Source organism: Ralstonia edaphi (genome assembly GCF_958350185.1).
Taxonomy (GTDB): Bacteria; Pseudomonadota; Gammaproteobacteria; order Burkholderiales; family Burkholderiaceae; genus Ralstonia; species Ralstonia edaphi.
Genome location: NZ_CATWHI010000001.1, coordinates 951565 through 975596, shown reverse-complemented (window position 1 = coordinate 975596; position 24032 = coordinate 951565). Strand labels below are relative to the sequence as shown.

General features: G+C 63.8%; 19 protein-coding genes. 7 read left to right on the top strand and 12 right to left on the bottom strand.

The annotated features are described in order from the left end of the window. Positions 1-171: 171 nt before the first annotated feature. Complete coding sequence (locus R2669_RS04450; protein WP_147217525.1) at positions 172-645, bottom strand: helix-turn-helix domain-containing protein; 474 nt, start codon at positions 643-645, stop codon at positions 172-174. Between the two features lie 345 nt (positions 646-990). On the opposite strand from R2669_RS04450, the gene R2669_RS04445 reads away from it, so the two are divergent. Together R2669_RS04445 and R2669_RS04440 are read left to right on the top strand one after the other, a co-directional pair. Continuing rightward, on the top strand, positions 991-2010 hold the full coding sequence (locus R2669_RS04445; protein WP_316898837.1) for a response regulator transcription factor: 1020 nt from the start codon (positions 991-993) through the stop codon (positions 2008-2010). A 251-nt stretch (positions 2011-2261) separates the two neighbouring features. Then, on the top strand, positions 2262-3002 hold the full coding sequence (locus R2669_RS04440) for a response regulator transcription factor (RefSeq protein ID WP_316898835.1): 741 nt from the start codon (positions 2262-2264) through the stop codon (positions 3000-3002). Positions 3003-3097: 95 nt separating this feature from the next. Here the strand turns inward: R2669_RS04440 and R2669_RS04435 are convergent, their stop codons facing one another. The 3 genes from R2669_RS04435 to R2669_RS04425 form a co-directional block, all read right to left on the bottom strand. Beyond that, positions 3098-3916 carry a hypothetical protein gene (locus R2669_RS04435; protein WP_147217529.1) on the bottom strand — a complete coding sequence of 273 codons (819 nt, stop codon included), beginning with the start codon at positions 3914-3916 and terminating at the stop codon, positions 3098-3100. 184 nt (positions 3917-4100) lie between these two features. Then, positions 4101-5672 (bottom strand): XopAC/AvrAC family type III secretion system effector, encoded by a 1572-nt coding sequence (gene xopAC, locus R2669_RS04430; protein ID WP_316899072.1) that lies wholly within the window; start codon positions 5670-5672, stop codon positions 4101-4103. A gap of 195 nt (positions 5673-5867) precedes the next feature. Next, entirely contained in the window at positions 5868-7085 is a 1218-nt protein-coding gene (locus R2669_RS04425; RefSeq protein ID WP_261797217.1) for a YopJ family acetyltransferase, read from the bottom strand. An 824-nt stretch (positions 7086-7909) separates the two neighbouring features. Here R2669_RS04425 and R2669_RS04420 point away from each other — a divergent pair. After that, complete coding sequence (locus R2669_RS04420) at positions 7910-9760, top strand: HrpF/NolX family T3SS translocon protein (RefSeq protein ID WP_316898833.1); 1851 nt, start codon at positions 7910-7912, stop codon at positions 9758-9760. Positions 9761-9813: 53 nt separating this feature from the next. On the opposite strand, the gene R2669_RS04415 is transcribed toward R2669_RS04420, so the two are convergent. Further along, on the bottom strand, positions 9814-11610 hold the full coding sequence (locus R2669_RS04415; RefSeq protein WP_316898831.1) for a rhamnogalacturonan lyase B N-terminal domain-containing protein: 1797 nt from the start codon (positions 11608-11610) through the stop codon (positions 9814-9816). A 390-nt stretch (positions 11611-12000) separates the two neighbouring features. Here R2669_RS04415 and R2669_RS04410 point away from each other — a divergent pair, with 390 nt between their 5' ends. After that, positions 12001-12546 (top strand): hypothetical protein, encoded by a 546-nt coding sequence (locus R2669_RS04410; protein ID WP_316898829.1) that lies wholly within the window; start codon positions 12001-12003, stop codon positions 12544-12546. 209 nt (positions 12547-12755) lie between these two features. Next, on the top strand, positions 12756-15047 hold the full coding sequence (locus tag R2669_RS04405; protein ID WP_316898827.1) for a LamG-like jellyroll fold domain-containing protein: 2292 nt from the start codon (positions 12756-12758) through the stop codon (positions 15045-15047). An 82-nt stretch (positions 15048-15129) separates the two neighbouring features. Here R2669_RS04405 and R2669_RS04400 read toward each other — a convergent pair whose 3' ends face one another. Beyond that, on the bottom strand, positions 15130-16200 hold the full coding sequence (locus R2669_RS04400; protein WP_316898825.1) for an FUSC family protein: 1071 nt from the start codon (positions 16198-16200) through the stop codon (positions 15130-15132). A gap of 288 nt (positions 16201-16488) precedes the next feature. On the opposite strand from R2669_RS04400, the gene R2669_RS04395 reads away from it, so the two are divergent. Next, positions 16489-18657 carry a PTS sugar transporter subunit IIC/EAL domain-containing protein gene (locus R2669_RS04395; RefSeq protein ID WP_316898824.1) on the top strand — a complete coding sequence of 723 codons (2169 nt, stop codon included), beginning with the start codon at positions 16489-16491 and terminating at the stop codon, positions 18655-18657. 15 nt (positions 18658-18672) lie between these two features. Here R2669_RS04395 and R2669_RS04390 read toward each other — a convergent pair whose 3' ends face one another. The 6 genes from R2669_RS04390 to R2669_RS04365 form a co-directional block, all read right to left on the bottom strand. Then, the gene (locus tag R2669_RS04390; protein WP_316898822.1) at positions 18673-19272 is read right to left on the bottom strand and encodes a hypothetical protein; all 600 of its coding nucleotides are present in this window, start codon (positions 19270-19272) and stop codon (positions 18673-18675) included. Between the two features lie 165 nt (positions 19273-19437). Next, positions 19438-19899 carry an MEKHLA domain-containing protein gene (locus R2669_RS04385; protein ID WP_147217547.1) on the bottom strand — a complete coding sequence of 154 codons (462 nt, stop codon included), beginning with the start codon at positions 19897-19899 and terminating at the stop codon, positions 19438-19440. A gap of 54 nt (positions 19900-19953) precedes the next feature. Continuing rightward, positions 19954-20418 carry a GNAT family N-acetyltransferase gene (locus R2669_RS04380; protein WP_316898819.1) on the bottom strand — a complete coding sequence of 155 codons (465 nt, stop codon included), beginning with the start codon at positions 20416-20418 and terminating at the stop codon, positions 19954-19956. A 140-nt stretch (positions 20419-20558) separates the two neighbouring features. Continuing rightward, positions 20559-21710 (bottom strand): ABC transporter substrate-binding protein, encoded by a 1152-nt coding sequence (locus R2669_RS04375; protein WP_316898817.1) that lies wholly within the window; start codon positions 21708-21710, stop codon positions 20559-20561. 138 nt (positions 21711-21848) lie between these two features. Then, positions 21849-22199 carry a hypothetical protein gene (locus tag R2669_RS04370; protein WP_316898816.1) on the bottom strand — a complete coding sequence of 117 codons (351 nt, stop codon included), beginning with the start codon at positions 22197-22199 and terminating at the stop codon, positions 21849-21851. A gap of 148 nt (positions 22200-22347) precedes the next feature. After that, positions 22348-22470, bottom strand: coding sequence for a hypothetical protein (locus tag R2669_RS04365; protein ID WP_316898814.1), 123 nt, complete (start codon positions 22468-22470; stop codon positions 22348-22350). Between the two features lie 280 nt (positions 22471-22750). Here R2669_RS04365 and R2669_RS04360 point away from each other — a divergent pair, with 280 nt between their 5' ends. Next, positions 22751-24010, top strand: a complete 1260-nt coding sequence (locus tag R2669_RS04360; protein ID WP_316875476.1) for a glycosyl hydrolase family 28 protein — start codon at positions 22751-22753, stop codon at positions 24008-24010. The last annotated feature ends 22 nt before the right edge of the window (positions 24011-24032 follow it).

Genomic DNA, 24032 nt, shown 5'->3' with positions numbered 1-24032 from the left:
CCGGTGTTCAACAGTTTCCCTGCGTCCCATCGCCCCTCCGGTGTGGACCTTTGCGCTCGCTCACCTAGCGGGCGTTTTTTTTGTCGTGCTTCCTTGCCGGGTTTGGCCTGGCCCGGCTGTCGCCTGCTTGATGCGGCAGGCCGGAACACAGCAGACGCAAAACAGTGCGGCTTAGCCCACTTGCTGGCTGCGTTGATAAATCGTCGCAAGCTCTGTGCGGTTCCGTGCACCCAGCCGGGCGAGCAGTTGGCGCACGTGTGTTTTGACAGTCTCAACGCTGATGTGCAGCCGCTCGGCAATCTCGGAGTTCGAGCAGCCGCAGGCCACCTCTTGAAGAATGTCGCGTTGGCGGCGGGTGAGCGGCCTGGGCTCCACATGGGCGAGCAATGTGTCAGGCCCCACGCCGCTGGCCGGCACGGGCGCCTGCAAGGCGCCGCTCAGCATTTGCTGCACGTCTTCCAGCGCCATCGGCTGCAAGGTGGTTTGCGATGGCAGCCAGGTGGAGTCGTTCAGCAGCGACGTATCCAGAAAGATGACGGCCAGCGGTGCGGGCGCCGCGTCCCAACGCGCAACCATGGCGGTCGATGGAAGGCCGGTGCTGTATAAGTCCGGCAGGTTCGTCGACGTGAGTAATGGCGCTGGCATGCGGGTCCCCCCCAAAAAAAAAGCACGATGCAACTTCGGTTAAGGCTGACGGGGTGCCGGTTCATTGCCGGAATGCAGTCCTCCGCAGGCGCACTATCGCAAAATCGGGCGGCCGGCAACCATCGCTATGGATAGCGATGGTCAGTGCGGGGCAGGCGTGCCACGGGGTGGGCCAAATCCTGCATTGGCCTGAAACGGGCCGCGCTGGCACCACGAAAGTGCACCGGCTATAGCCCTGCGCCGTTATGCCGATAGTCCTGTTTGTATTGGTACTGACGCGTGTGATCGGATCACCACAACGAATGCCCAGACTCAACACCCGCTAGCAAGCCGGCCAAGCCATTGATGGACCTTTCCACAGCAGAACTGCGCGCGCTGCTCGATATCACGGGGCGTCTTCATGAGCCCTCGAGCCACGGCCTTGTCGAACGCCCCGAGCTGATCCGGAAGCTCGGGTCGCTGCTGCATGTCGATCTCATGGCGCAGTTGTTCTGGTGGCCGGGCGGTGCGCACCATCCGCATTCCAGCGCCTTGTGGGGCCGGGACCAGGGCATGCGCGTGGAGTACCGGCACTATTTCCATGCGTTCGATCCGATCGCGGAGCTGCTCCAGGACAGCTTTGAACCGGTGGTGATCGAGCGGAAGATCTCCCGCGCGGAATGGAGCCGCTCGGAGTACTTCACCGACTACCTCTGCCGGCATCACGCGTATCCGGGCATCAGCCTGCGCGTGCCCGACGCCAACGGCATGCTGCTGGACTATCGGTTCAGCACCAGTGACCCAAAGAAACGTTTCGGCGACAGGGAGATCCTGCTGCTCAGCCTCCTGAAGCCGCATCTGCTGAATGCCCAGCAGCTTCGCGCGATTCAGGAGCGGCAGGAGGTCGGCGCCGATACCGACATGCACATGCCCACGTTCGAGCTGAACGGCACGTCGCCACCCGAGCCGAACGCGAAGGCACGCTCCATCCTGGCCGGCGTCAGCAGTGAGGAGCGCGACGCGCTCTATGTCGAATTGGCTGCGGTGGCCAACGGCTCGCGCGACGCACAGTGGAACGGGTTCGGCTTTTGCGTGGAGCGGCCGGGGGAGGACAGCTGTGCCGCGCCGGTGTATCGCATTCACTTGGTCGCACGGGTGGTCGGCTCGTCTGCGTGGTTCCAGCAGCGGTTTGGCGTGACCGCGCGCGAAGGCGAGGTCTGCCACCTGATGCTCAAGGGCATGTCAGACAAACAGATCGCCCTGGCCCTGAACATCAGCTACTGGACGGTGCGCACCCACGTGGGGCACATCATGAGAAAGGTGGGTGTCGACTCACGCAGTGCAATCGGCCTCGCCGCGCTCGAAGCCGGCGGACTACCGAAATAATGCAGTTGCGCACACGCAGGTGTGCCGCGCGGGCAACGGTTTGGTTGCCGAAAATTCAAACATCCTCAAATCGGTTCTTCAAAAAGACGCTGGTCGGGTGACGTTGCCTGATGCGTGGACGCACCTTGCAAACGTCGGCACGCCGCATCGCTAGTCATAGGGATAGCTCAACACGTTGTGATCGCTATGCTGTTGCGAAACACAACAGCGGGGTAGACGTGTTGATCAGCCCCGCACCGTCGGGGCTTGTCATGAAATTTGCGGTACTCACCACCAATCCAACCAGTTTTTCGTATGTAACAGCTTGCCTCTCGGAGCACGGCGTCACGTGCGTGCGGTTTGACGACGCAACCGCGCTCATGCGCACCGGCCACACCGATGTTTTCGCATTGGTGATGATTGATGCGCAGCAGTTCGGCATGGCTGCCCGGCTGTTGCTCTCCGGGCGCGAGCGCAATGCCAATATGTGCCGGCCCACGTTGGTGTTTGGCGACTTTGCCAGCCGCCACGAGATCCTCAGCGCTTTCGACGCCGGCATTGACGACGTCATTTCCGGCCACTTCACCGCCGAGGAGTTGTGCGCGCGCGTGCAGCGCATTCTGCGCGGGGCCGGCAAATCGACGCAGGTCGCCATCGATACGCAACTGGTGGCCGGGCCCTACCGCCTGTGCCGGCTGACCCGCACGGTGACGCTGCACGGCGCGCCGATTCGCCTGACCGCGCGCGAATTTGCCACGGCCTGGCTGTTGTTCTCCTCGTCCGGGTCGTTCCTGTCACGCCAGCAGATCGCCTCTGCCGTGTGGGGCACAGACGCGAGCGTTGCAGAGCGCTCCATCGAACAGCACATCTACAAACTGCGCAAGAAGCTGGGCTTCGGCCAGGGGACGGGCGTCGAGCTCAAGACGGTCTACTCGCGTGGTTATCAACTGACTGTCGACCCGGCAGGCGCGCAGTCGGAAGCGGTGACGCAGACGGTGAAGCTGGCGGCTTGATGTGTGCGTGCCGGCATGCCGCCTAACGGGTCTTCATGGCCTGCTGTCGAGAGAGCGGTTTGGGGGCGCAATGACGTTGCTCTGGCTGTCACGCGTTACGCATTGCGACTCTTGATGAAATCTTCACGGCTCAGGTCGGCATTTCCTTCTCGCGTCTCTTGCCAGAAAGGCTTCTTCCGGTCGGTTGGCGTCGCCGGAAAATCGTCTTCAGAGTCAGACTGAACCTCTCGCAACAGCCGACCCGCTTCCGCTTGGGTGACATCGACCCCCTCGTGCGCCAGAGCGCGGCGCATCATTTCGCTTTCCCCGGCCGTGGGCGGACTCTTGCGCGACTTCAGGATCTGCCTCGCGGGTATGTCTGCTGACGTTCTTCTTGCAGCAGGCAATGAGAAATCGGGGTCGCGCTCGAAGGGCGTGCGGTCTTTGAAGAACCTCACGATTGCAGCCGAATCAGACGTCCGTAGATTGTTCTTGTGGAATGCCTTTGCGTTCTGGACGTCGGTAAAGGCGTAGTGGTGCGTCTTCGCGTTCTGGTTGAACTGCTCGGACATGGCTACTTGGCTTGTCAGTTCAGCAGTGGCGCCGCCTGATTTTTTATGCGCAGAGAACCCGCGCTTCTGAATGGAGTGTTTGCTTTGCGCGGTCGTGGCGTGATACATGGTCTGGGCCTTGTAAATCTGGGCCGCAACAAACTCTCGATGAGTCGCATCCACCACGTTCGCACGGGACCCCGTGGAACGTGGCTCCGAGGGGCCGACTGCTTCGGAAGCCTTCTTGCGCGAGAGCAGACCACTCAGTTGCCCACCACGCCGCCGTGGTTCGTGTTCTTGCCTGGGTACGGCAGCCTCTGAGACGGGCGTTGTATCCGATACGTTGCCCTTCGAAAAAGTTGGGGTGATTCCGGTGGGTTTCATTCTTGCTTTTCCATGCGATTGTGTGCCGCCCGCATGACAGTATTGTCAGGAGTGAGGAAAGGCCCGTGTCTCTATCCTTTTCCGCGTGGTCCAGTGAAGCTGTGAGACGGATCGCGCTTGTGCCCTGCGGGCGCAATTCACTGGACGTGCTGGTGTTCGGCCACGGTCGGACCGGCATGCAGGCTTACCGGCGTACTTCGCTCACAACCGTTGCCATTCCCTCCAGCGCTTCGAGTACGACCTTCTCGGGACTGACGCGCCTTCCTCCCAAGAAAGACGCCGGAAGGCGGCTGGCTTCACCCACAGGCGGGGCAGGCGGCAAGCCGTGCCGCTGCAGTGCCCAGTCCATGGCAAGACGGGCTGTGCGGCCATTTGCGTCTTGAAAAGGATGCAGACTCGCTAAACGCTGGTGCAGCTGTGCGGCAAATTCGACATGGCCCAGGGCATCGCGCGCATGCGATTGCTGTTCGCTTCTCTGCAGCCATTCCGAAAACGCCGCCATCTCATCTTTCAGGCTCTCCGGGGGCGGATAACGGTGGTTCGTCCATGTGTTGCCATCGGCAGCTTGCACGTTGACCTCGCGCAGTTGGCCGCCGATTGCCTCGTCGTCATCCTCTTCCGGGAGCAGCAGTTGGTTCAGTTTGCAGATCCGGTCAAGCGTGATCGGCAACCCTTTTTCTGCCCAGCTGCTGACCTTGTTTGCGGCGGTCTTCCACGCAGCCGATGCATCGTGATCCTCACTGGCAAGTGTGGTCGATGCGCCCTGACGCAGTTGATCCACCCGTGCTCGCGCGTCGGGCGATAGATGGCGCGATAGCCCGCTCCATTGGTCATGTAGCACAGCCGCGTGGTACGACAACGTCTGCCTGGTTTCGGGGTCGAACGTGGGTGCCTTGAACACTCGGTTCATCAAAGCCAACCGTGTATCTGTGCTGTACACAGCGACCTGTTCCAAGTCGATCTGGTGCGGCAATTCGCGCAGTTCCGGGTTGGATGCAACATCCAGCTTGTTCAACTGCGCCAGATTGGCAAGGCTGGCGGGCAACTTATTGATCTTGCAACCGGGTGCCGAAATCGAAGTCAGGCTGCTGCATTGGCCAATCGAATCGGGAAGGGTCCTCAGTTCATTGAACGCCAGAGAGATTTCCCTCAGATTTTTGAGCGCGCCGATTTGAGACGGCAGAGCCGAAATGGAGCAGTCATCAGCGTTGATCCGCTCAAGGTTTTTGCAAAGGCTCAGCTCTTCCGGTAGGCGCGTCAGATTTTCGTTGCCCGATACGTCGAGATTGCGCAGGTGCGGGAGGCGATGCAGTCCCGGCGGTAGTTGCGACAGGTTCAGGTTCTTGAGCGCCAAGTGGGTTCCGGCTTCTCCTGCGTCCAAGCAACGCAAGACTCGCTCCATGGCTTCGCGGCGCTGTTCGCGACGTCCGCCTACTGCGGGAGGCGCCGCACAACATCCCAGTTTGGCAAGCAATGAGGGTTTCGCCTCAGTACGCTCGCACCAAGCGGCCAACTCAGAGCGCAACCGCACGCTGTCGCCACTCGGCAAAGAAGAGCGCCGCTGAAGGCCAGGCTCACTGTGGCGTGAGCGGGAAATTGCGGCCCGCGGCGTTTCCTGCAGGCTCCTCAATTCCTGAATCTCCGCCGAATGTGCCGAAGACGATCGCGACGACCGATCGGCTTGCGGGCTGCCCTCGGGCGTTTGCGTTGGATGATGTTCTGTCAGCGCGCCATAGTGCTGGCTAAACGCGCTCATATCCCATGGATTCAGATTGGTATGCATCGATGAAACTCTCAGCTTTTATATCGAGCTAAAAATTAATCGAAGACCACATCGTGCTCCGGACAGGAATACGAAACTCCTGCTTCCAAGACGAATCGCCCACGTGCAATTGCGCAGCAAAGCGACGGCGTCGAAGGCGCCACCCGGGCTGAGAAGTACCGCCCGGCCCTATTGCTTAGACAGTTCCTGGCTGGCGCGCGACACCAGCTGCGCCATGTGTGCCACGGCTTGAGGCGGTGCCGTATCCAGATAAGCCATCGTGCGCAGGATCATCGAGATGCGCTTGTGCTCGATCGACGTGCTCAGCCGTGCTTTCTTTGTCGGCGACGAGGGCACGGTCCCATTCGCGTCCACGCGAGCCAAGATGATGCGTTCTTTGAGGTGCCGGTTCGTTCTGTCCTGTAGTGTCTCCTTGCGCTTGTTCACCTCCGTGGTCGCCTGATCCGGATGGCTTGCAACGTAGCGTCGGACCGAACTGGCGGCGTCGCTGTGCTTCATCATGCGGGCGTCGATCAGCGGTGCCCCGTCCAACACGAGCAACGCACCCAGCTCTTCTGTGGTCTTAGCGCGCGACACCAACGGTACCGGGTCTGTGCCGTCTCGTAACGCGTCATGCAGCGCTGAAAAATCGCCTTCTCGCGCGTGCATCTTCAGGGCCAGCGACATCGAGAAGATCCGGCAGCCAAAGGCGGATTTCTGCAAGTCCACGGGGATAAACGCGCATTTTGCGTGCTCACCGGCTTCAGCGCTGATGTTGTCCGCGTACTGGTCGTACTCGGCTTCGTCCTTTTCCTTGCGCAAGGGATCAACCACGATCACGGTGGTGCCTTGCGTGTCCTTTCGGATGTCGGCCGCTCTGGTATGCGCGCCGTCGTTGACGATGGCCCTGTATCGCCCGGGTGGCGCGGATTCAATAAAGGCGCCGAAATTGTGCGAATTCGCGAGCGGCGGAAGCTCGTCTTTGTCGTCGTCATCGGACGCGGTCTCGGCGGTTTCCATGTGCAGGGCCACCAGGTTGAGCCCCGGATTGCGCGCATTCTCTGCCGCCATCAGCAGCGGCGCCAGGGCCCAGTCCACCTTCTTGATCGGGAACTTGGCGACCTCCAGATCGAGATTTCTGTCCAGCGCCAGCTGCAGCTTAGTCAGCGGCCCTTGCAGGGACTGTCGGACCCGCGCTCGAGCCTGTTCGATGACCGCCTGTTGCGCTGACGTCAGTTGAGGGCCGCTTGCGGTCCGACTTGGCTGTGCTCTGTCGTGTGCGTCGACCACGGGCCGCTTGCCGGCCGCTCGGGCTTTGTCCGCGGGATTGCCGTACCAAGAGTGGCCGAGCAACGGGTGCTCAATGCCCATTCTTTCCAGTGTCGGACGATTGTCGAGCAGGGGCACGTCGGGCGGGGCCGAAGCGGACGTGCCCGCTTCATGGGGGGCTGTGCCGCAACGCTGCCGAGTTGCACGTGCCGAAATGCCGGCCTGCCAGAGCCTTGTGCCGTATTGAGCCGTTGCCTGCGCGGCGGAGGCATATCGGGGGCATCGGCAGGCGCTCTACGCACACGATCCGGTGAACCGGTAGTAGGCGCGCCAGAGGTGCTGGGCGCACTGCTGGTCGGCACCGTCGTACTTCGGGACGAAGTGGCGTTATTGACGTTCATGCTGGCTGAGGCGTTGTGGGTTTGACCGCACCGCAAGAAATTGGCGTGAGAGGCAATGCGAGCAACGTCGCTGCCGCTTCAGAATAGGGCTGCACAGCAACGCCGTGCGCGCGCGCCCGAACGCATGACGCTTGAGCCGAAGGCACGCGGATAGTGACGCACGTCAGCGCTTTGAACCCAGCCATTCGACGACGATTCCATCGCTCGTCCGGCCGCACCCGCTGCAGTTTCGAATTCCAACCACTTCGCATGCCGCGCCATGTTTTCGGCCGGGCTGCCGCTGCTGACCTTTCCCACGCTTACGCTGGCTTTCCAGGCATCCGCATTGCAATGCGGGGCGCCAATTCGTGCCCACTCGACCAGCGTTGTTGTGTTGAGCCGGTGGGCTGTTGAAGGGAAACGCGATCCATACGAGGCATGACGGCATGCGTGATCCGTACCCGATCGCGAAATACCGGCTTTGCCACAGGTCGCAACGACACAAGTGGAGCAGGTATGTCCGTTCATATGTCTTCATCCAACGCAGCAAATCGCGAAGCCAGGCATGCAAGCCGCGGCGATATGGCTGATGCAGCCGTCGATACGCTAGCGTCTGCCGCCGGCATGGCCGGCTTGCCAGGCCAGCAAGGCCCATCCGACCAGACGCAGCTGAGCCTTTACCAGGGCATCAGCGCCAAGCTGGCCGCGTCGCTCGCTTCCGGAAACAACGATGACGACGATGGCGATGACGACGACGTCACGCAGAACAGCGGTAACCGGCATGCGGCGACGCAGCCCAACGCGGCGCCCCAGCAGGCCAATGCAGCGTCTTCACAGCAGGCCGGGCCGTCGCAATCCACCGTGACGTGGAATGGCGGCACGCTCAGCCAGACGGAAGTGCAGATCGTGTCGGTCCTGGATCGGCACAAAGACCAATGCCCGCTCAGCTGGGATGGCCTGCAGGACAAGATCAACGACCCTTCGACGCCGCCTGACCTGAAGGCAGCACTGCAGGGCCTGGCGCAAGACGAACGCCTGTTCACCGCCATCGGATCGCAAGGTGACGGCCGTTGCGGCGGCAAGATCAAGGCCAAGGATCTGGATGCCTTCACGGCGGAACACGCACAGGTGAGCGCGTTCAACGAGCAACAGGCCAAGAGCTTCGAGCAGAACTACATCCCGTCGGATGGCAATGCGAATGGCCAGCCTTCCGTCATGTCGGAAAGCGATGCGCTGCGCGAGCTTTACAAGTATTCCGACAACCTCACGAAGAACCTGGGCGAAGACGAGTTCAAGCAGATCGTTGATGGCGACGCCAAGACCGGCAAGACGCCGCCGCAGGTCATTGCAGCGGCGCAATACTTCCTCGACCACAAGGACGCCTGGAACAAGCTGACCGGCGGGGGCGAGGTCAAGAAGGCGGACTTCCTGCAAGCTGCGTCGTCAGCCATGAGCCTGACGCAGGCCGAACTGAACACGCTCAAGACGATGAACGGCAACCAGGCAGCCTTCTTTGGCGACGGCGATCTCACGCGAGACAAGCTGTCGAGCATGGCCAACAACAAGCAGCTCGACCCGAGCGTCCGCCAGGCAGCGACGCATCTGCTGCAAGACCCGGTGCTGTTCAGCCTGATGAACAACGCCATCACGGGTTACAAGACGCACCACGGGTTCTTCGATTTCGGCGGTGGCCATACGGTGGATTCGGGCAATATCGCCGGCCGCGATTTCCAGAAGTTCTACGGCAACCTGTCGCAGGCCAACCAGACCGTGCAGAAGCCGCAGACCCACACGCCCAAGACCGACGCAGACAAGATGGCCGTGGCCTGCATGTTGATGGGCACGGCCGACCAGCCCGAGATCAAGTCGCCCAAGCACAACGGCGGTTTCCTGATGCACGCCATCGATGCCGCGCTCAAGGTGGAGGGCAAGTTGCTGGACTGGGCATCCATGGCGGTGGGCGCGCTGAGCTTCATTCCCGGTATTGGCGAACTTGCGGATGCAGCATCCACGGCGCTGGAAGCCGAGTCCCAAGGCTGCAACATCCTGCATGCAATGGTCAGCGGCGGCAACGTGAAGAAGGCGCTGGAAGAGGCGGGCCTGAATCTGGCGGCTGCGGCCATCGGCAACATCGGCGGCCCGGAAGTCCGGCTGGCAATGAAGGAAGGCATCACCAAGATCGTTGCCGAGAAGGCCATCAACGCGGGCATCAATCTGGGTGTGTCAGAAGCGCAGGACCACGCCGAGAACTATCTGGCCGGCCTGAAGGCGCGCCTGGAAGATCCCTCGCAGTCGCCGGCTGGGCAGGATGATTCGCAGGAGGTGGGCGAGGACAGCGCGACGGTGGAGGCCTCGGCTTCACAGCCGTCCATGCAGCCGCCAGTGCAGCCCAAGCAGCCCGAAGACGAGGCCGAAGAAGACAGCGTCGTGTAAGACGCGCTTGCAGCGAGGGCCGCTGCGGTTGGTGGCGGCCCCCGTCTGCGCTGTTACTTCAGCAGATCGATGGCGTCGAACGCGTAACCGGGGCTGAGGAAACCGTCTCCGGCATTGCCGCTGACGACGTTGATCTTCAGTTCATTCACGCCCGCCACAAAAGCCGACGCCGGAATGTCGAACGCAAAGGTGGCGTTGTTGCCGCGATAGGAGCCGGCCGTGAGGCTGCGCGTGGCCGGCTCAACTGCGGGTTGCGGCGCGGGCGCGCTCCACTGGTTGACGGTGATGCTGGGGCGGGCGTGGGCGAAGGCCGTGGTGATGCCGATGCGCAACCGGTGATCGGCAATCTCGCGCTGGCTGAGGTGAAAGTGCACAACCAGCGTGCCGTTGATGGCTTTCCACTGGTAGGCGGGGAAATCGTTGGCGGGGGTGGAGCGGCCGACGATGTATTCGGGGCCGGTCCACGGCTGCATCCGCACGTCGGACGGATGCATGACCGTGACCTTGTCGCCGTTGCGGAACTCGCGCGGGGTGCCGTCCCAGGTGCCGATGCGCCACAGCACGGCATCGCGCTGCGGGTCATGATCGACACCGCCGCATGCACATGGCGTCGTGCGGCCGGGCTGCACATCCACGTTGAAGCGTTTCACCTCCAGCTCGTTGCGGTACAGCGTCGCCTGATACTGGCCTGGCAGCATGCCGCGCACGTGGACGTGGACGTGGCCGTCTTTCGCAGAGACATCGCCCCAATACTGCGCATGCGCGTTGCTGAGCGCCAGCGTGTACGGCGCATCTTCAGTCAACCCGGTGAAGCGGGCTTCCAGTGCGCCACGATCGCTCTCGGGCACGTAGCCGGGCAGGCCCATGTCTTTGAACCAGCGGGTGTCGACTTCCGTGGGTGGCTCGCCGTCGGTAAAGGCCAGAACGTAGCTGTTGAGAACGCCCATGCGGTAGGGCTCGGTCTGGTTCTCACCGTAGTTGACGATGTAGGTCAGCTCCTGGTCTTCAGCCCCCTGGTCGAGCAGGCTGCGGTAGAACGGCCCGCCTGACCCGCCCTCGTTGTTGTCGCGCACCATCCACATGCCCACGCCGGGGCCCGTCGCGCCAAAGTACTGCCAGTCTTTCAGGCGCATGTTGGAGTAATGCTTGGAGCGGGTTTGACCGTCGGCCAGCCCAAAGACGTCATGGGCTTCCACGCCGCGCACGGCGGTGGTGATGTCTGCGCATGGCGGCCCATCGGGCAGGCGCGCGTGCGGCACCCGAACGACAAAGCGCACGAGGTTGGGCTTGGGCTCAGCGGTGAAATACGTCGCCATGTAGATGTTGGGCTGCCCACGGCGCGCCATGTAGACGTGGGTCAATGCCCCCGCGCTGACGGTGATCTTGATGGCGTCATTGCCCACGCGTGCGGCTTCCACATTGACGCGCTCATCTCGGTCATACAGGCCGGAAAAACCGGAGTTCACCTGGCTGCCTTTGCGCGGGTCCTGATACTGCACGCCATGCCAGAGCATCGAGACGATGTCGCCCTTGCCACGGTCACCACCGTTGGCGCCTCGCGTCCGGATCTTGAAGACCAGCCCGGCGCCGGTGTCGACGGTGTAGGCGCTGGCATCTGCGCTGACGCCGAATTGGCCCACCTGCACGGGGCGCCAGCTCGGTCGGGCACCGTGATCCGTGTCGATGGGTGCGTCATTGCCGATCCGGCAGGGCGCCGCGCGATTGTGCAAAGGCTCGGCACTTGCAAGCTGCAGACAGACCAGCGGTAGCGCAAGGGCGAGCGCGCTGAGTTGCTTCAGGCCAAGGCGCTTGGCCCAGGGGGTATCGAGCACAGATGGTGTTGTGGGCATGGACTTGTCAGACAGCTGCAGCCTTTGCGCAACGACGGCGTGCCGGCACCGACACATCGGCTGGAAGAGGGCGGATATGGGCACCCCTCAAAATAAAAAAGCCCCGAGGTGGTCAATCCCCGGGGCTCCCGACCACTTTCGTCACGTAGGCGCGTGAACTATGGCTGCGGCCGAGTCTACCCACATGGCCCCAGACCGGCATGCGTTGCTGAGATTTATTGAGAAATCGGTGCGCTTGCGCCGGCGGCGGTGAACGGGACGCCGACATCCGTGCGTGATAGCGCATGGGCATGATCGTTGCGCCGCCGCAGAAGGGCGCGGTTGGCCAGATGCCATGCCGGTAGCGCGCCTATTTCCTTTGTCCAACCCATCCCACAGCGAGGACACGCAATGCATTGGATCGATCCTGAGAGTCTTCCGGAAGTCCGTGGCACGGTACGCAATTTCCTTCTCAACCCTGAAGGCGATGTCGATGGTTTTGTACTGGGTGGTCGCACACTTCGGCAGGTTCATGTGCCGCCCCATCTGTCGCGGCACCTTGCCCGGTATGTTGCGCTGGGCGACAAGATCCGCATACGCGGGGTGAAGCCCAGAGGCGCCGACATGATCGCGGCGATCTCGCTCACCACCGAGAGCGGCAAGGTCATCCTCGATGAAGGCCCGCCCGCCAAGGGCGATCAGCCGCCCAAACGCGCCGGTGCGCGTCGGCCGATGGAGGCTGCGGGGGAGGTCAAGCTCTCTCTGTTTGGGCCGAAGGGTGAGCTGCGCGGCGCGTTGCTCGATGACGGGACCTCGTTGCGTATGCCGCCCCACGCTGCGACGGAACTGGCTTCCTACCTCACGCCCGGCGCGCATGTTCATGCCTGGGGGCACGGCTTGAAGAACAAGTTCGGCAAGACACTTGAAGTGGACAAAATTGCAGAACTTGTGGATTGAGCCGCATGCCTGCGCCCACCTGCTTTGGATGGGTGGGCCTCGATGGCTTCCGGCGGTGGAGGGCGCGTCGTGTGATGCCGGCCCGCTAAACGCGTAAAGGATGGCGTCTGAACACTCAAAAATCCTCATCGTTTTGGCGATTGCGTTGACGCGCCTTCGCACGCTGACCTACGGTTGCGCCACTACAAAAAACAGTCGGGTCAATCAAGATGTCCAAAAAGTCGGTGGAGTACGCAAACGTTAACGAGTTACCCAATCCTCTACGTCGCGCGTTGACGTTGGGGCTGGGGCTGTTCCCCATGCTGCCGCTGCTGCCGGGGTGCGGCGGCGGTGTCGATGACGCCTCTGCGCAGGGGCTGGGTCCGACGCAGGAAAAGACCGGGGGAGGCCAGGCCACGACCGCTCCGGCACCTGCGACGCCAGCGCCTGAGGCTGTGCCGGCTTCAGAGAGTGGTGTCTTCCGCCACCCGGGGCTGCTGGTCACCGAAGACGACGCCGCCCGCATCCGCGCGCTCATCAAGGCAGGCCGGGAGCCGTGGACGGGCTGGTGGAACAAGCTGTGCGCCGAGCCCAACGCCTCCTTGACCGCCAAGCCGAATCCGCAGCCGGCGGTCTATCGGGCCGACAGTACCAAGTACGCTTTGTACGGCGACATCTGGCACGCCTGGACCCTGGTCCTGCGCTGGAAGCTGTCCGACCCGCAGGACAACCGCTATGCCGACAAGGCCGTGGAGTTCCTGGACGCGTGGGCGAACACGCTGAAGGAGGTTGGCACGGTGCCGCCCGGCTCGACCGCCCATGACGACCACACCTTCATCATCCTGGCCGGCATACAGGGCCACCAGCTGGCGCAGATTGGCGAGATCCTGCGTACCTACTCCGGCTGGGCGCCGGCGAGCCTGAAGCGCTTTCAGGACATGCTGCTCAACGTCTTCGCCGGCATCTCGCAAAACCGTCTCAACAACGCGGCGCTGGGGTCTCACGCCAACTGGGACATGGCATCGCTGTGCGGTGCGCTGTCGATCGGCGTGTTCTGCGACCGGCCCGACCTCTATCGCTTGGCCGTTGACTACTACGCCGGCAACAACCGCGGCACGCTGAAGATGTTCGGCAACGGCTCCATCGTGCATGGCGTGTACTTCATGCACCCGGGCCATTTCGGGCAGTGGGAGGAGAGCGGCCGGGACCAGGGGCACTCGACGCTGGGCATGTCGCTGGGCGGCGACCTGCTGGAGATGGCGTGGAACCAGGGTGACGATCTCTACGGGATGCACAACAACCGCTTCCTCGCCGCCGCTGAATACGTTGCACGCTCCAACCTCCTGGACGAGAACGGCAAGACCTATCCCATGCCCTATGCGCGCGAACAGGATCCGTCGCAGCCGCACACGTCTCTGTGGACGCAGGTGAACCAGTCGTTCCAGCATGGCCGCAACGCCTGGGAGCCGATCTACAACCACTACGTCAACCGCATGGGGCTGGCGGCGCCCAACGTCTCGCGCATCGTGAAGTTGGTCGAGCCCAAGTACGGCGGCAGCAGCGATGACGTCATGTGGCCGACGCTGATCCATCGTCGCGCGGACTATGCAGGCCCTATGAAGCCGCCGTCCGGCCTCACGGCCAACCTGCGCGGCAACCGCGTCGTGCTGTCGTGGTGGGGCAGCGTCGGGGCGACCTCGTATGCGGTCAAGCGCGCAAGCCAGGCCAGCGGCCCCTTCAACCTGCTGGGCACCGTTTCGGCCAGCGAGCTGCTCACCTATACCGATATCCCGCCCAACGGCGTCTGGTTCTACCAGATCACCGCCCAGGGCGCCGGTGCCTCGGGCGCCGGCTCCAACGTGGCCCGCATCGCCGTTCCTGGCGAGGTCCGCCTGTCGCTGCCGCTGAACGATCCGAACGGCACCGGCACGGTCGGCGCACTGCTCACCCCCGCCGGCACCACGACCTTGGTGCAGGGCACGCTGCTGGACGGCGCCACCTGGGGCGACGGGCGTGTCGGCGACAAGGCCATCGCGTTTGACGGCCAGAAGGCCGGCCTGCAATTGCCGTCAGGGGTATTCAGTGACCTCGACGACTTCAGCGTGGCTTTCTGGGCCTACGCGAATGGACTGCACTGGGACACCTGCATGTTTTTCTCGGGGCAGGATGGATTCAGCTCCATGTTCATCGCCCCACAGTCGGGCAGTAGTGGCGTGTTGCGTTTCGGGATCTTCGGCGCAGGAGGCAACGACGCGCAGGTTGTAGCGGCGCCGTGGGCCATGCCGATTCGTCGGTGGGTCCATGTGGCCGTCACGCTGCAGGGCAACACCTGCCGCCTGTACGTTGACGGCACCGAGGTGGGGAAGACCGACGACATGCTGCTGTCGCCCCGCCAGGTTGGCGACCAGGTCACCTTCCTGGGCCGCAATTGGGCGCATCCATCGTTCAACGGCCGCATCCAGGGCTTCCGCGTTCAAGCGGGCGCGTTGAGTGCGGCGGAGGTGGCGGCGCTGGCCAAGTGAGGTGATGCGACATTGCCCGACGCTGGTGGAGAACACAGCCGAGGCAAGTCGCAGGGGGCGCGCCTGGCCGGGCGCCCTTGCTTCAGCCGATATTCCACTGCGGCGCAATCGCCAGCAGTTGCCGCCGGAGGTTCTCGATCTCGTTGGCAAAGCCCTCCGCCAGCGCGCTTTCCACCGTGGGCGCGCCGGCCGCGGGGCTCACCTCGGCAGGGTCGGCTGCGCGCGCTCGGGCCAAGCGCGCCACGGTGCCAAACCGCAACGCGCGAGACATGCCGATCAGCGTGTCGCGGATGCGCCGTGCACCCACGCCGGGCAACGTGCCAGCACCCGGCGCACCCAACGTCCCGTGCGTCGCATTGAGCAGTTCGAGCGTGCTGATGCAGATGCGCAGGCTGCGCTGGATGTTCTCCAGGCGCTCCAGCGGCACGTCAATCTCTTTGGACACCGACGGCATGAGCGAGCGCAACTGCACCAGCAGCGTATTCAGCTTGCCGAGGTGCTTGCTGCGCTCGCCTGAGGCTTCACCGGCCTGGCCGAGGTTGGCATACGCCCGCGCGCATTCGCGCAGCGCATCGGCCAGCCGGTAGCGCCACGAATAGGTGGCATACAGCGGTAGCGCAAACGAGAACAGCAGCGCAATCGCAATCCCCACCAGCACGTTGAGCGTGCGCCAGGCGCCGTCGAGCAGGTTGTTGTCGCCATGGCCGACCACGATGACGAGCGTGATGGCCGCCAGCAGCGCGATATAGCCGCCCTTGCCGATGGCGTGATACGCGCAGATGCCGCACGCGATGGCCGTGAGCGCGTAGGTGAGCGGCAAGTGCCCGAGCCACGTCTGCTGAACGATGATCAGCAGGCCCGCCACGGCGCCGATGAGCGTGCCCCACGCGCGCTCTGCCGCGCGCTTGCGGATGTTGCCGTGGTGCTGCAGGCCGGCAATGACGATGAGCAGCGAGATGGTCGCCCACTCGCCATGCGGCCATCCAAAGCCCGACGTGACAGCAATGGAGAGCAGCACGCCCAGGCCGACGCGCGTGGCATGGATGTACCGCGCATGCCGATAGCGCCGGTGCGGGTCGCGCACGAGGCGGAGCAGGGACAGAAAGGGTGCAGGCAGTTTCACGGTGCGGGGCGCACGAAGGGAAATCGACATAAGCAAGATCGTTGCAGATTCTGGGGCGCGACGTACATGGGATGGGCGCCACGTTGGTGCCGATGCCTTGTTGTGGTGCGCGCCGGAGGCGATGGACACCCCAAGACTTCGGGTTTCCCCTAGGTATCGCACAAACCTTGCCATGGGCCGGTGAGCTTTTTTTGCGTATTGCACCAGGGGTTGCGCTTCAGCGCGCGCCGCGTCGTGTCGATTACGATGCGTAGCCCCATCGGTAACGCTTCGGGCTGCCCGGGAGTTTCCGATCCACCTTGAACAAGATCGAGCCCTATGACGACGCAGGCGCTATCGCCCTGGCTGAGGTTGTTGAGCGCTGCCGAGCGCTTCGACCGTGGGCCGTATTTCATTGCCATCCGGCGCGGGCTGGCGCTCTCGTTGCCGCTCATCATGGTGGCCGCGGTGGCGCTGCTGTTGCGCAATCCGCCCACCGCTGGCATGCGCCACCTGCTGCTGCAGGCCTTCGGCCCGGGGCTGGATGCCTTTTGCGACAGCGTGCTGGCCGGCACGATCGGCATCGGCTCGCTGGTTGCGTTGTTCGGGTTTGCCGATGTGTTGGCGCAGCAGCACAACCAGCGCGCGGGGCATCGGGTGGTCAACCCGACCGTGGCGGCGGTGGTGGTGGTGTCGTGCTTCTTTACGCTCATCGCGCCGGAAGCGGATGCCTCTTCGATGGCGTCGCTCTCGCTGGGGCAGGGGATGTTTGGCGCCTTGATGGTTGCATCGCTGGGCGGCAGCCTGTTTCTGAAGTTATGCAGCATCCGCGGTTTGCGCATTCCATCTCACCACTTGAGCAACGATCTTCTGGTGGGCGACGTGCTGTCGGTCATGCCGGCCGGCATGCTGACGATCCTGACGTTTGCGCTGCTCAAAGCCGGCATGGCGTGGGCGGGCTGGCCGCAGCTCATGGCGGCATTCGGCGCGCTGCTGGCGGCGCCGTATTCGGAAGTGGCCAACAGCCTGCTGTTTGGTCTCGGTTACGAAACCGCGGCGCAGGTGCTCTGGCTATTCGGCATTCATGGGCCGAATGCGCTGTATGCCGTTCACCAGCACGTATTGGAGCCGGCCACGCAGGCCAATGCGGGGGCAGTGGCCAGTGGCGGCCAGCCGCAGTTCATCTTTACCTATCACTTCTTCGCGGTATTTGCGCGCATGGGCGGCTCGGGCGGCACGCTCAGCCTGATCCTCGCGCTGCTCGTCTTCAGGCGCACGCAGCGCAAGCGCAAGATGGCGGTGGTTGCCATGCTGCCGGCGCTGTTCAACGTCAACGAGCCGCTGCTGTTCGGGCTGCCGGTGGTGCTCAACCCGGTCTATGCGATTCCGTTCCTGCTTACGCCGCTGGTGCAGATCCTGATCGCCTATGCGGCCACCATTGCCGACCTGCTGCCCAAGACCAGCTACCCCGTGGCATGGACGACTCCGGCGCTGTTCAGCGGCTATGCAGCCACGGGCTCGGTGTGGGGCGCGGTGGTGCAGCTCATCGGCCTGGTGGTGGGGGCGGCCATTTACCTGCCGTTTGTCCGCATGGCGGATGTTCTGTCCGCACGGCGCAGTCAGGAGGTGCTTGCGTCTTTGCTGCAGATTGCAGACTCGCCTGAGGTGAGCCTGAAGGGCCGGCGCTGTCTGGACCTGCCCGGCGACGAAGGCCGCATGGCGGTGGCGCTGGCCAGCGACCTGGAAGACGCCATCAAGAAGGAAGGGCAGATCTTTCTGGAGTTTCAGCCGCAGGTGGATTGCAGCACCGGCCGCGTGTTCGGCGCCGAGGCGCTGCTGCGCTGGCAGCATCCGGTGCTGGGCCGCGTGGCCCCGCCGATTGTCGTGGCGCTGGCCGATGACATTGGCCTGATCGATCAGTTGGGTCTACGCATCCTGTCGCTCGCATGCCGGCAGCGTGCGGCCTGGCGCGGTGTCTTGCCCGAGGATTTCGTGATCGCCGTGAACCTGTCGCCGCGGCAGTTGCTGGATTGCGCGTTGTGCCGGAACGTGCTCGACATCCTGCAGCGCGAAGGGTTGTCGCCCACGCAGCTCGAACTGGAGATCACCGAATCGACGATGCTGCTGCCGGACATCAACACCATCGGCAACCTGAAGCAGCTGCGCGAGGCCGGCGTGAAAGTCGCACTCGATGATTTCGGGATGGGCCATACGTCGCTGCACTACCTGCGCGAACTGCCGCTGGATACGGTGAAGATCGACCGCTCTCTGGCCGACGTGAGCGCGGGCAGCATCAACGAGCACATCGTGCGCAGCATTGCCAGCCTGAGCCGCACGCTGAACCTGTCGACGGTGGTGGAGGGGGTGGAAACCGAGCAGCAGCTCCAGCGCCTGTCGGCCCTGGGCTGTGACCGGTTTCAGGGGTATTTCTTCAGCCGCCCGCTGGCGCCGGGCGTGTGTCAGCAGTTTGTGCTGGATGCCCACCTGCGGCCGTGGGCGCACGCATGAGGGTGCGTGGGCGGCCTAGCGATACCTGCCCACAAAGCTCTCGCACCGGCGGACGTGGCCAACCTTGGCGGCCCATCGGTACAAGCCTTCCACCAGGCTCTTGCTGACCGTGACCGGCTGACCGTTGATCTGCCCGAGCACTTCCGATTGGTTCTGGTAGGGCTTCTCGAACAGCAGCTTCATTTCGCTGCCGCCGCCCAGCGCCAGGTAGACGGCTTCGCGAGGTTCGAACTGCAGCACGAACGAGTTGCTGCGCGCGCTGCTGCGCTCAATGGAATCAACAAAGTTGGCGATGAGCGCGGCGTCTTCTGTGCTGTATTCGCAGCCGCTGTCTTTCAGTTGCGCTTCGTCCACGGCCTTGAGCGATGCCATGGCGGGGTCCAGCAGATACAGCGTGATCGCGCGCGCCTTGCGCATCCGCGCGCTCAGCCCTTCGGCTTCCCAATAGCTTTGTTCGGCCTTCACGACGGGCTCAGCCTTTGGCATCGGCTCCGGGGAGGGCGCTTGCGCTTGCGGGGCTTCTGGTGAGGGCGCTTCGGCTTGAGGTGCGCCCGGTTGGAGGACTTCGGCCTGCAGCGCTTCGGTTGCCGGCGCGTCTGTCAGGGGCGCTTCCATCGAGATTTGTCCGAAGGCCGCCTGGTCCATGCCGCAAGCGCAGGCCAAGACAAGAGCGATGATCTTTTTCGACAACTCCTACCCCTTTGAAACGTACGTTGTTGTTGTGTTGCGTGCTGAATGCTAAGCCGATCTGTTCGTGTGCGTGCGCTTTGGCCCCGCAAATCACACGTCATGCCATTGGTGGAAGGTGGCGGCTTGCCCGTGGTACACGCCAGCGCTGTCGATGAGGTTCCACACCGTGCCGCCCTCGATCCAGAACCGCCTGCCGGAGCGCGAGATGCGCACGCCGCGATACCCCGTGGCGAACCCGCGCGTGCGGACCGCTTCGAGCAATTGCGCGCGTTCTTCGCGGTTCGGCTGCTCGGCCGAAAAACGCGAGCGCAACGCTGTGATGCCGTCCCAATCGTATTCAAAGCAGCGCTGCGCGGCGCGGTTTGCATAGATGAAGCGCGGGTCGGCGTCGGTGTTGTGTGCCAGCACGCAGAAGGGCGCGTCTTCGTAGAGCCACCGGGCCGCATCTGCGGGCGTGATGGTGTTGTTGACCAGCGGTGCGCCAACCAGCCGTTGGTGGCTGTCGGCGAGGAGGGTGAAGAACTGCGGGTCCAGGCTGAGGGATACCGTCATCGCGTTGTATCGGTCGTCTTCGGGAAGGGCGGGCGAAATTCTAGCAACCGCGCCCTACAGCGCACGGCCCAGGAACAGCGTGCCCGGCACCGGGTTGAACGCCACCGGCGGTGCCGGCGTGAAGCCCAGCGACAGGTACAGCTGCTGCGCGGCCTTGAACTCGGGCAGCACGTCCAGGCACATGCGGGCATAGCCGGCGGCCCGCGCGTCTTGCAGCAGATGCTCGACGAGGCGGCGGCCGAGCTGTTCGCCGCGTGCGGCGTGGCGGACGTAGACGCGCTTCATCTCGCACGTGGTTGCATCCACCTGCCGGAACGCGGCGCAGCCGACCACGGCATCGGCCTTCCAGGCCAGCAGCAATTGCCCGCGCGGCGCGGCGTATTTGCCGGGCAGGTCGGCAAACTCGGCTTCGTAGTCCTGGAAATCCAGGCTGACGCTGGGGCTGGCAACGTATTCGCGGAAGATGGCCTGCACGGCGGCCATGTCGTCAGGAAACTGCGCGGGGCGGATCTCTGTCATGGGCTTCACGTGCTCCTGGTTATGTGGGCGGCCAGCCACAAAAAACCCGCCTCTGGGGCGGGTTCTGCTGGCTGGCCGGCCACGCGTTGCATGGCGCCATGTTGCCACCGGTGTGCGTCGCGGCACAAGGTGCGCGCGGTTCAGCCGACCAGATGACCGCTGCTGCCGATCATGGTGACGTCCACGTAGTCGAGCCCTGCGTGGTTGTTGCGGTCGTAGTGCACGCGCACGCCGCCAAAGTCGCGTGTGCCGAAGCCTTCCAGCGCCTGGATGAAGCCGTCGCGCGTGGGGTTGCTGCCGCAGGCACGCAGGCCATCCACGATGACGCGGGCGGTGAGAAAGCCCTCCACCGCTTCGTAGGTCTGGTTGCCGTGGTCACCAAACTTGTCGTTGGCTTCGCGAAACGCGCGCACGAGCGGCTGCGTGCGCGCGTTGGGGCCGGGCATGACCTGCGTGACAGCCACGCCGTGGGCCAGCGGGCCTGCCTTCTCGAACACGGTCTTGGGCGTGGTGACCGACAGGATCCACGGCTGCGGCAGCGGCACGGGGCCGTGCTTGGCCTGATAGCGCGTGAGCATGTCGGCCACGGAGGTGGGCGACGTGAACAGCAGCGTGGTCTGCGGATTGGCCGCGGCAATCTTGTCGACCACCATGTCGATGTCGTCGCCCTTGGCGTTGTGCGGGATGAGCGCGACGATCTGCGCGCCGAACTTGCTGGCCGCAGCCTTGGCAGCGTCGGCATTGCCGGAGCCGAAGGGGTTGTCCTGGTAGACCACGGCCACGCGCTTGAGCCCGATGGTGGTGGCGTGCTGCACCATCTTCGTGACTTCGTCGGCGTAGCTGGCGCGCGTATGGAACAGCGGTGCGCTCGGTTTGCGCGCGGCGGTGGCGCCGGTCATGGCGCCCACCATCGGCAGGCGGTATTGCTCCAGCAGCGGCAGCGTGGCGATGGTGTTGCCGGTGCCGCCCATGCATACCAGTCCGAACACGCCTTCCTGCACCAGCGTCTTGACGTTGGCCACGGCCTTGTCGGGCAGGTAGTTGTCTTCGAGCCGCTTGACGACCAGCTTGCGCCCGGCCACGCCGCCCTGGGCGTTGACCTGTTCAAAGCCCGCCAGCAGGCCGTTGGTGTAGTTCTTGTACAGCCCGCCCCAGACGCTGTCGAACCCGACCGTCTGCCCAAAGACGATCTTGTCTGCAAACACACCGGCTTCCGCCGCGCGCGCCATGGGCGACAGCATCATTGCGCCGCCCAGTGCAACTGAACTCCGTACGAATTGCCTCCGGTCCATACCTGTCTCCGCCCCTTGTTTTATTGGTGGTGTGGCAGGAGTGTCGAAAAGGTGAGCGCCGGCCGAAATGGCGGATAACCCTGAGGCGAGAATTTTTGAGATACCGGGACGAGCTGCCAAACGCAGTGGCGCCGTGCGTTAATCGGCCGCGACGGGGGCACAGACGCACGGCAGCACAAACGCTGCGCCGTCGCGCCCGGCCAACTCGAAGTACACGCTGCCAGGCGGCAGCAGGTCGATGATGCGGAACGCGCCGCCCGCGTTGAAGACGATGGTGTGCGACACCAGCGACACCATCACCGATCCATCCGCGTGGCGCAGATTGGCCGCATCGGACAGGGCCGGCAATGTCCAGCCGCCCAGGCCGGCGCGCGCCATGGCCGCGAGGATGTCGGTATGGGCGTCTTCGGCACAGGCGGGTGGTGGGTCGATCTTGCCGAGTTCCTTGCGCAAGCGGTGCAGCCGCTGCCGCGTTTCCAGCGTCCGCAAGGCTTTGACCCGGGTTGGCGGGGCGGGTTGGCGTGTGGCGGCGGGTTTGGGCAATTGCGTGAGTCCCGGGCCGGGCACCCGCGGTACGCAGGCGGGCGAAGGTGCAACGCGCGCCGAGGCCGCTGCGTGCGACGCGCCGGGCGCGCTTTCATGCCGTGGCGGGATACCGTTCGCGCTGCTGATCTTCGACATCGGGAGTGGATTGCACGGAGTGGCGGCCAGGGTTGGCGGTCATGCGCGTGGTGTTGTGCATGACCGCCGGGCCCGGCATGGCGGCTTGTAGCGACCAGCCGAGAGGGCGGCATCTTAGGCAACCGCCCCCGTGGCGTCACCCTTCAGGCGGCGATATGGCGGCGTGCATTCGTATTTGCGGACAAGTCTTCGGCGGCGAAACGCCCATCGAGCCGGCTTCAGGTTGAATGCTCAACTTTCCTCACTGGTATACCAATGGATTACCTCTGATATATCTTCAGGCACGGGTGCGGTCTGCCCAGGTGGCACCGAAACGCTGCCCTTCCGGTGCCGAACACCAAGACAAGAGTGAGACATCGATGAACATGCAAACCAAGGCCGGGTTGATCCTGACCGCATCCTTGCTGGCTGCCGGCGCTGCGGGCTCCGCTGGGGCACAGACGTTGGCCACGGGAGACAGCCGCACTGTCACGCAGCCGACGTATCCGGGCATCTGTACGACGATCAACGCGCGCTATTCAAGCGCGCAGCGTGCGTCGCCGCCGCCGTCTTCGTCTGACGACACCAGCGTCATTCAGCAGGCACTGACCAACTGCAAAGGCACCGGCAAGAGCGTGGTGCTGGCCGCTTCGGGCTCGAATGACGCGTTTTACACGGGCAGCCTGTCCATCAGCGGGGCGGGGCTCGTGATCAATTCCGGCGTGACGCTGTTCGGCAACGACAGCTACAGCAGCAACGCCAACCTGCTGTCGTTCACGGGCGCCAATGCATCGCTCATGGGCCCGGGCACGGTGGATGGCCGTGGCGACATCATCACCGGCACGCCGCGCCTGGTGCAGGCGAGCAACATCACGAACTTCACCGTCTACAACGTCACGCTGGCCCAGGCCGCGCACCCGAACCTCTATGTGGAGGGCGGCAACGGCTTTACCGCGTGGGGTGTGTCCATCCGCACGCCGGCCACGCGCAAGAACGCAGACGGCATCGACATCGACAGCCTGACCAACGCCACCGTCACGCAATCCGATATCGAAGCCGGCGACGATGGCATTGCCGTCAAGACCAACTCGGGCGACATCTCCAACGTGACGGTGTCGAACACGCGGCTGCACGGCACGCATGGCCTCTCGGTGGGCAGCATCGACAAGAACACCGTGTCTAACATCCTGTTCACGAACAACTACGTGTATGGGAATGACCTGAGCGGCACGCAGTCCACCAACAACAACGGCATCAACGTGAAGACGGGGCCGTGTTCACTCACCGTCAAGCAGGTGAGCTACGTCAATACCTGCATGACCGGCGTGAAGCACCTGATCGTGATGGACACGAACTACAACGCGTGCACGACCGGCGGCAGCCCGTCGCTGTCGAACATCGTCGTCAACGGCGCGTATTCCACGCAATCGGTGTCGGGTGCGTACACGAAGATCGCCGGCCGCAACGCGAGCTTCCCGGTCAATGCCTACCTGGCCAACGTCAGCCTGGATGCCACGGCGCAAAGCGGTGACCAGTACGCCAATGTCGGCCTCTACAAGTCGAACGATGTGCCGTCGGGCACCGGCGTGACCACGTCGAGCTTCACGATGTCGGGCAGCGTGCCGAGCTGTTCGTTCTGATCGGCAACATGTACCTCGCCAT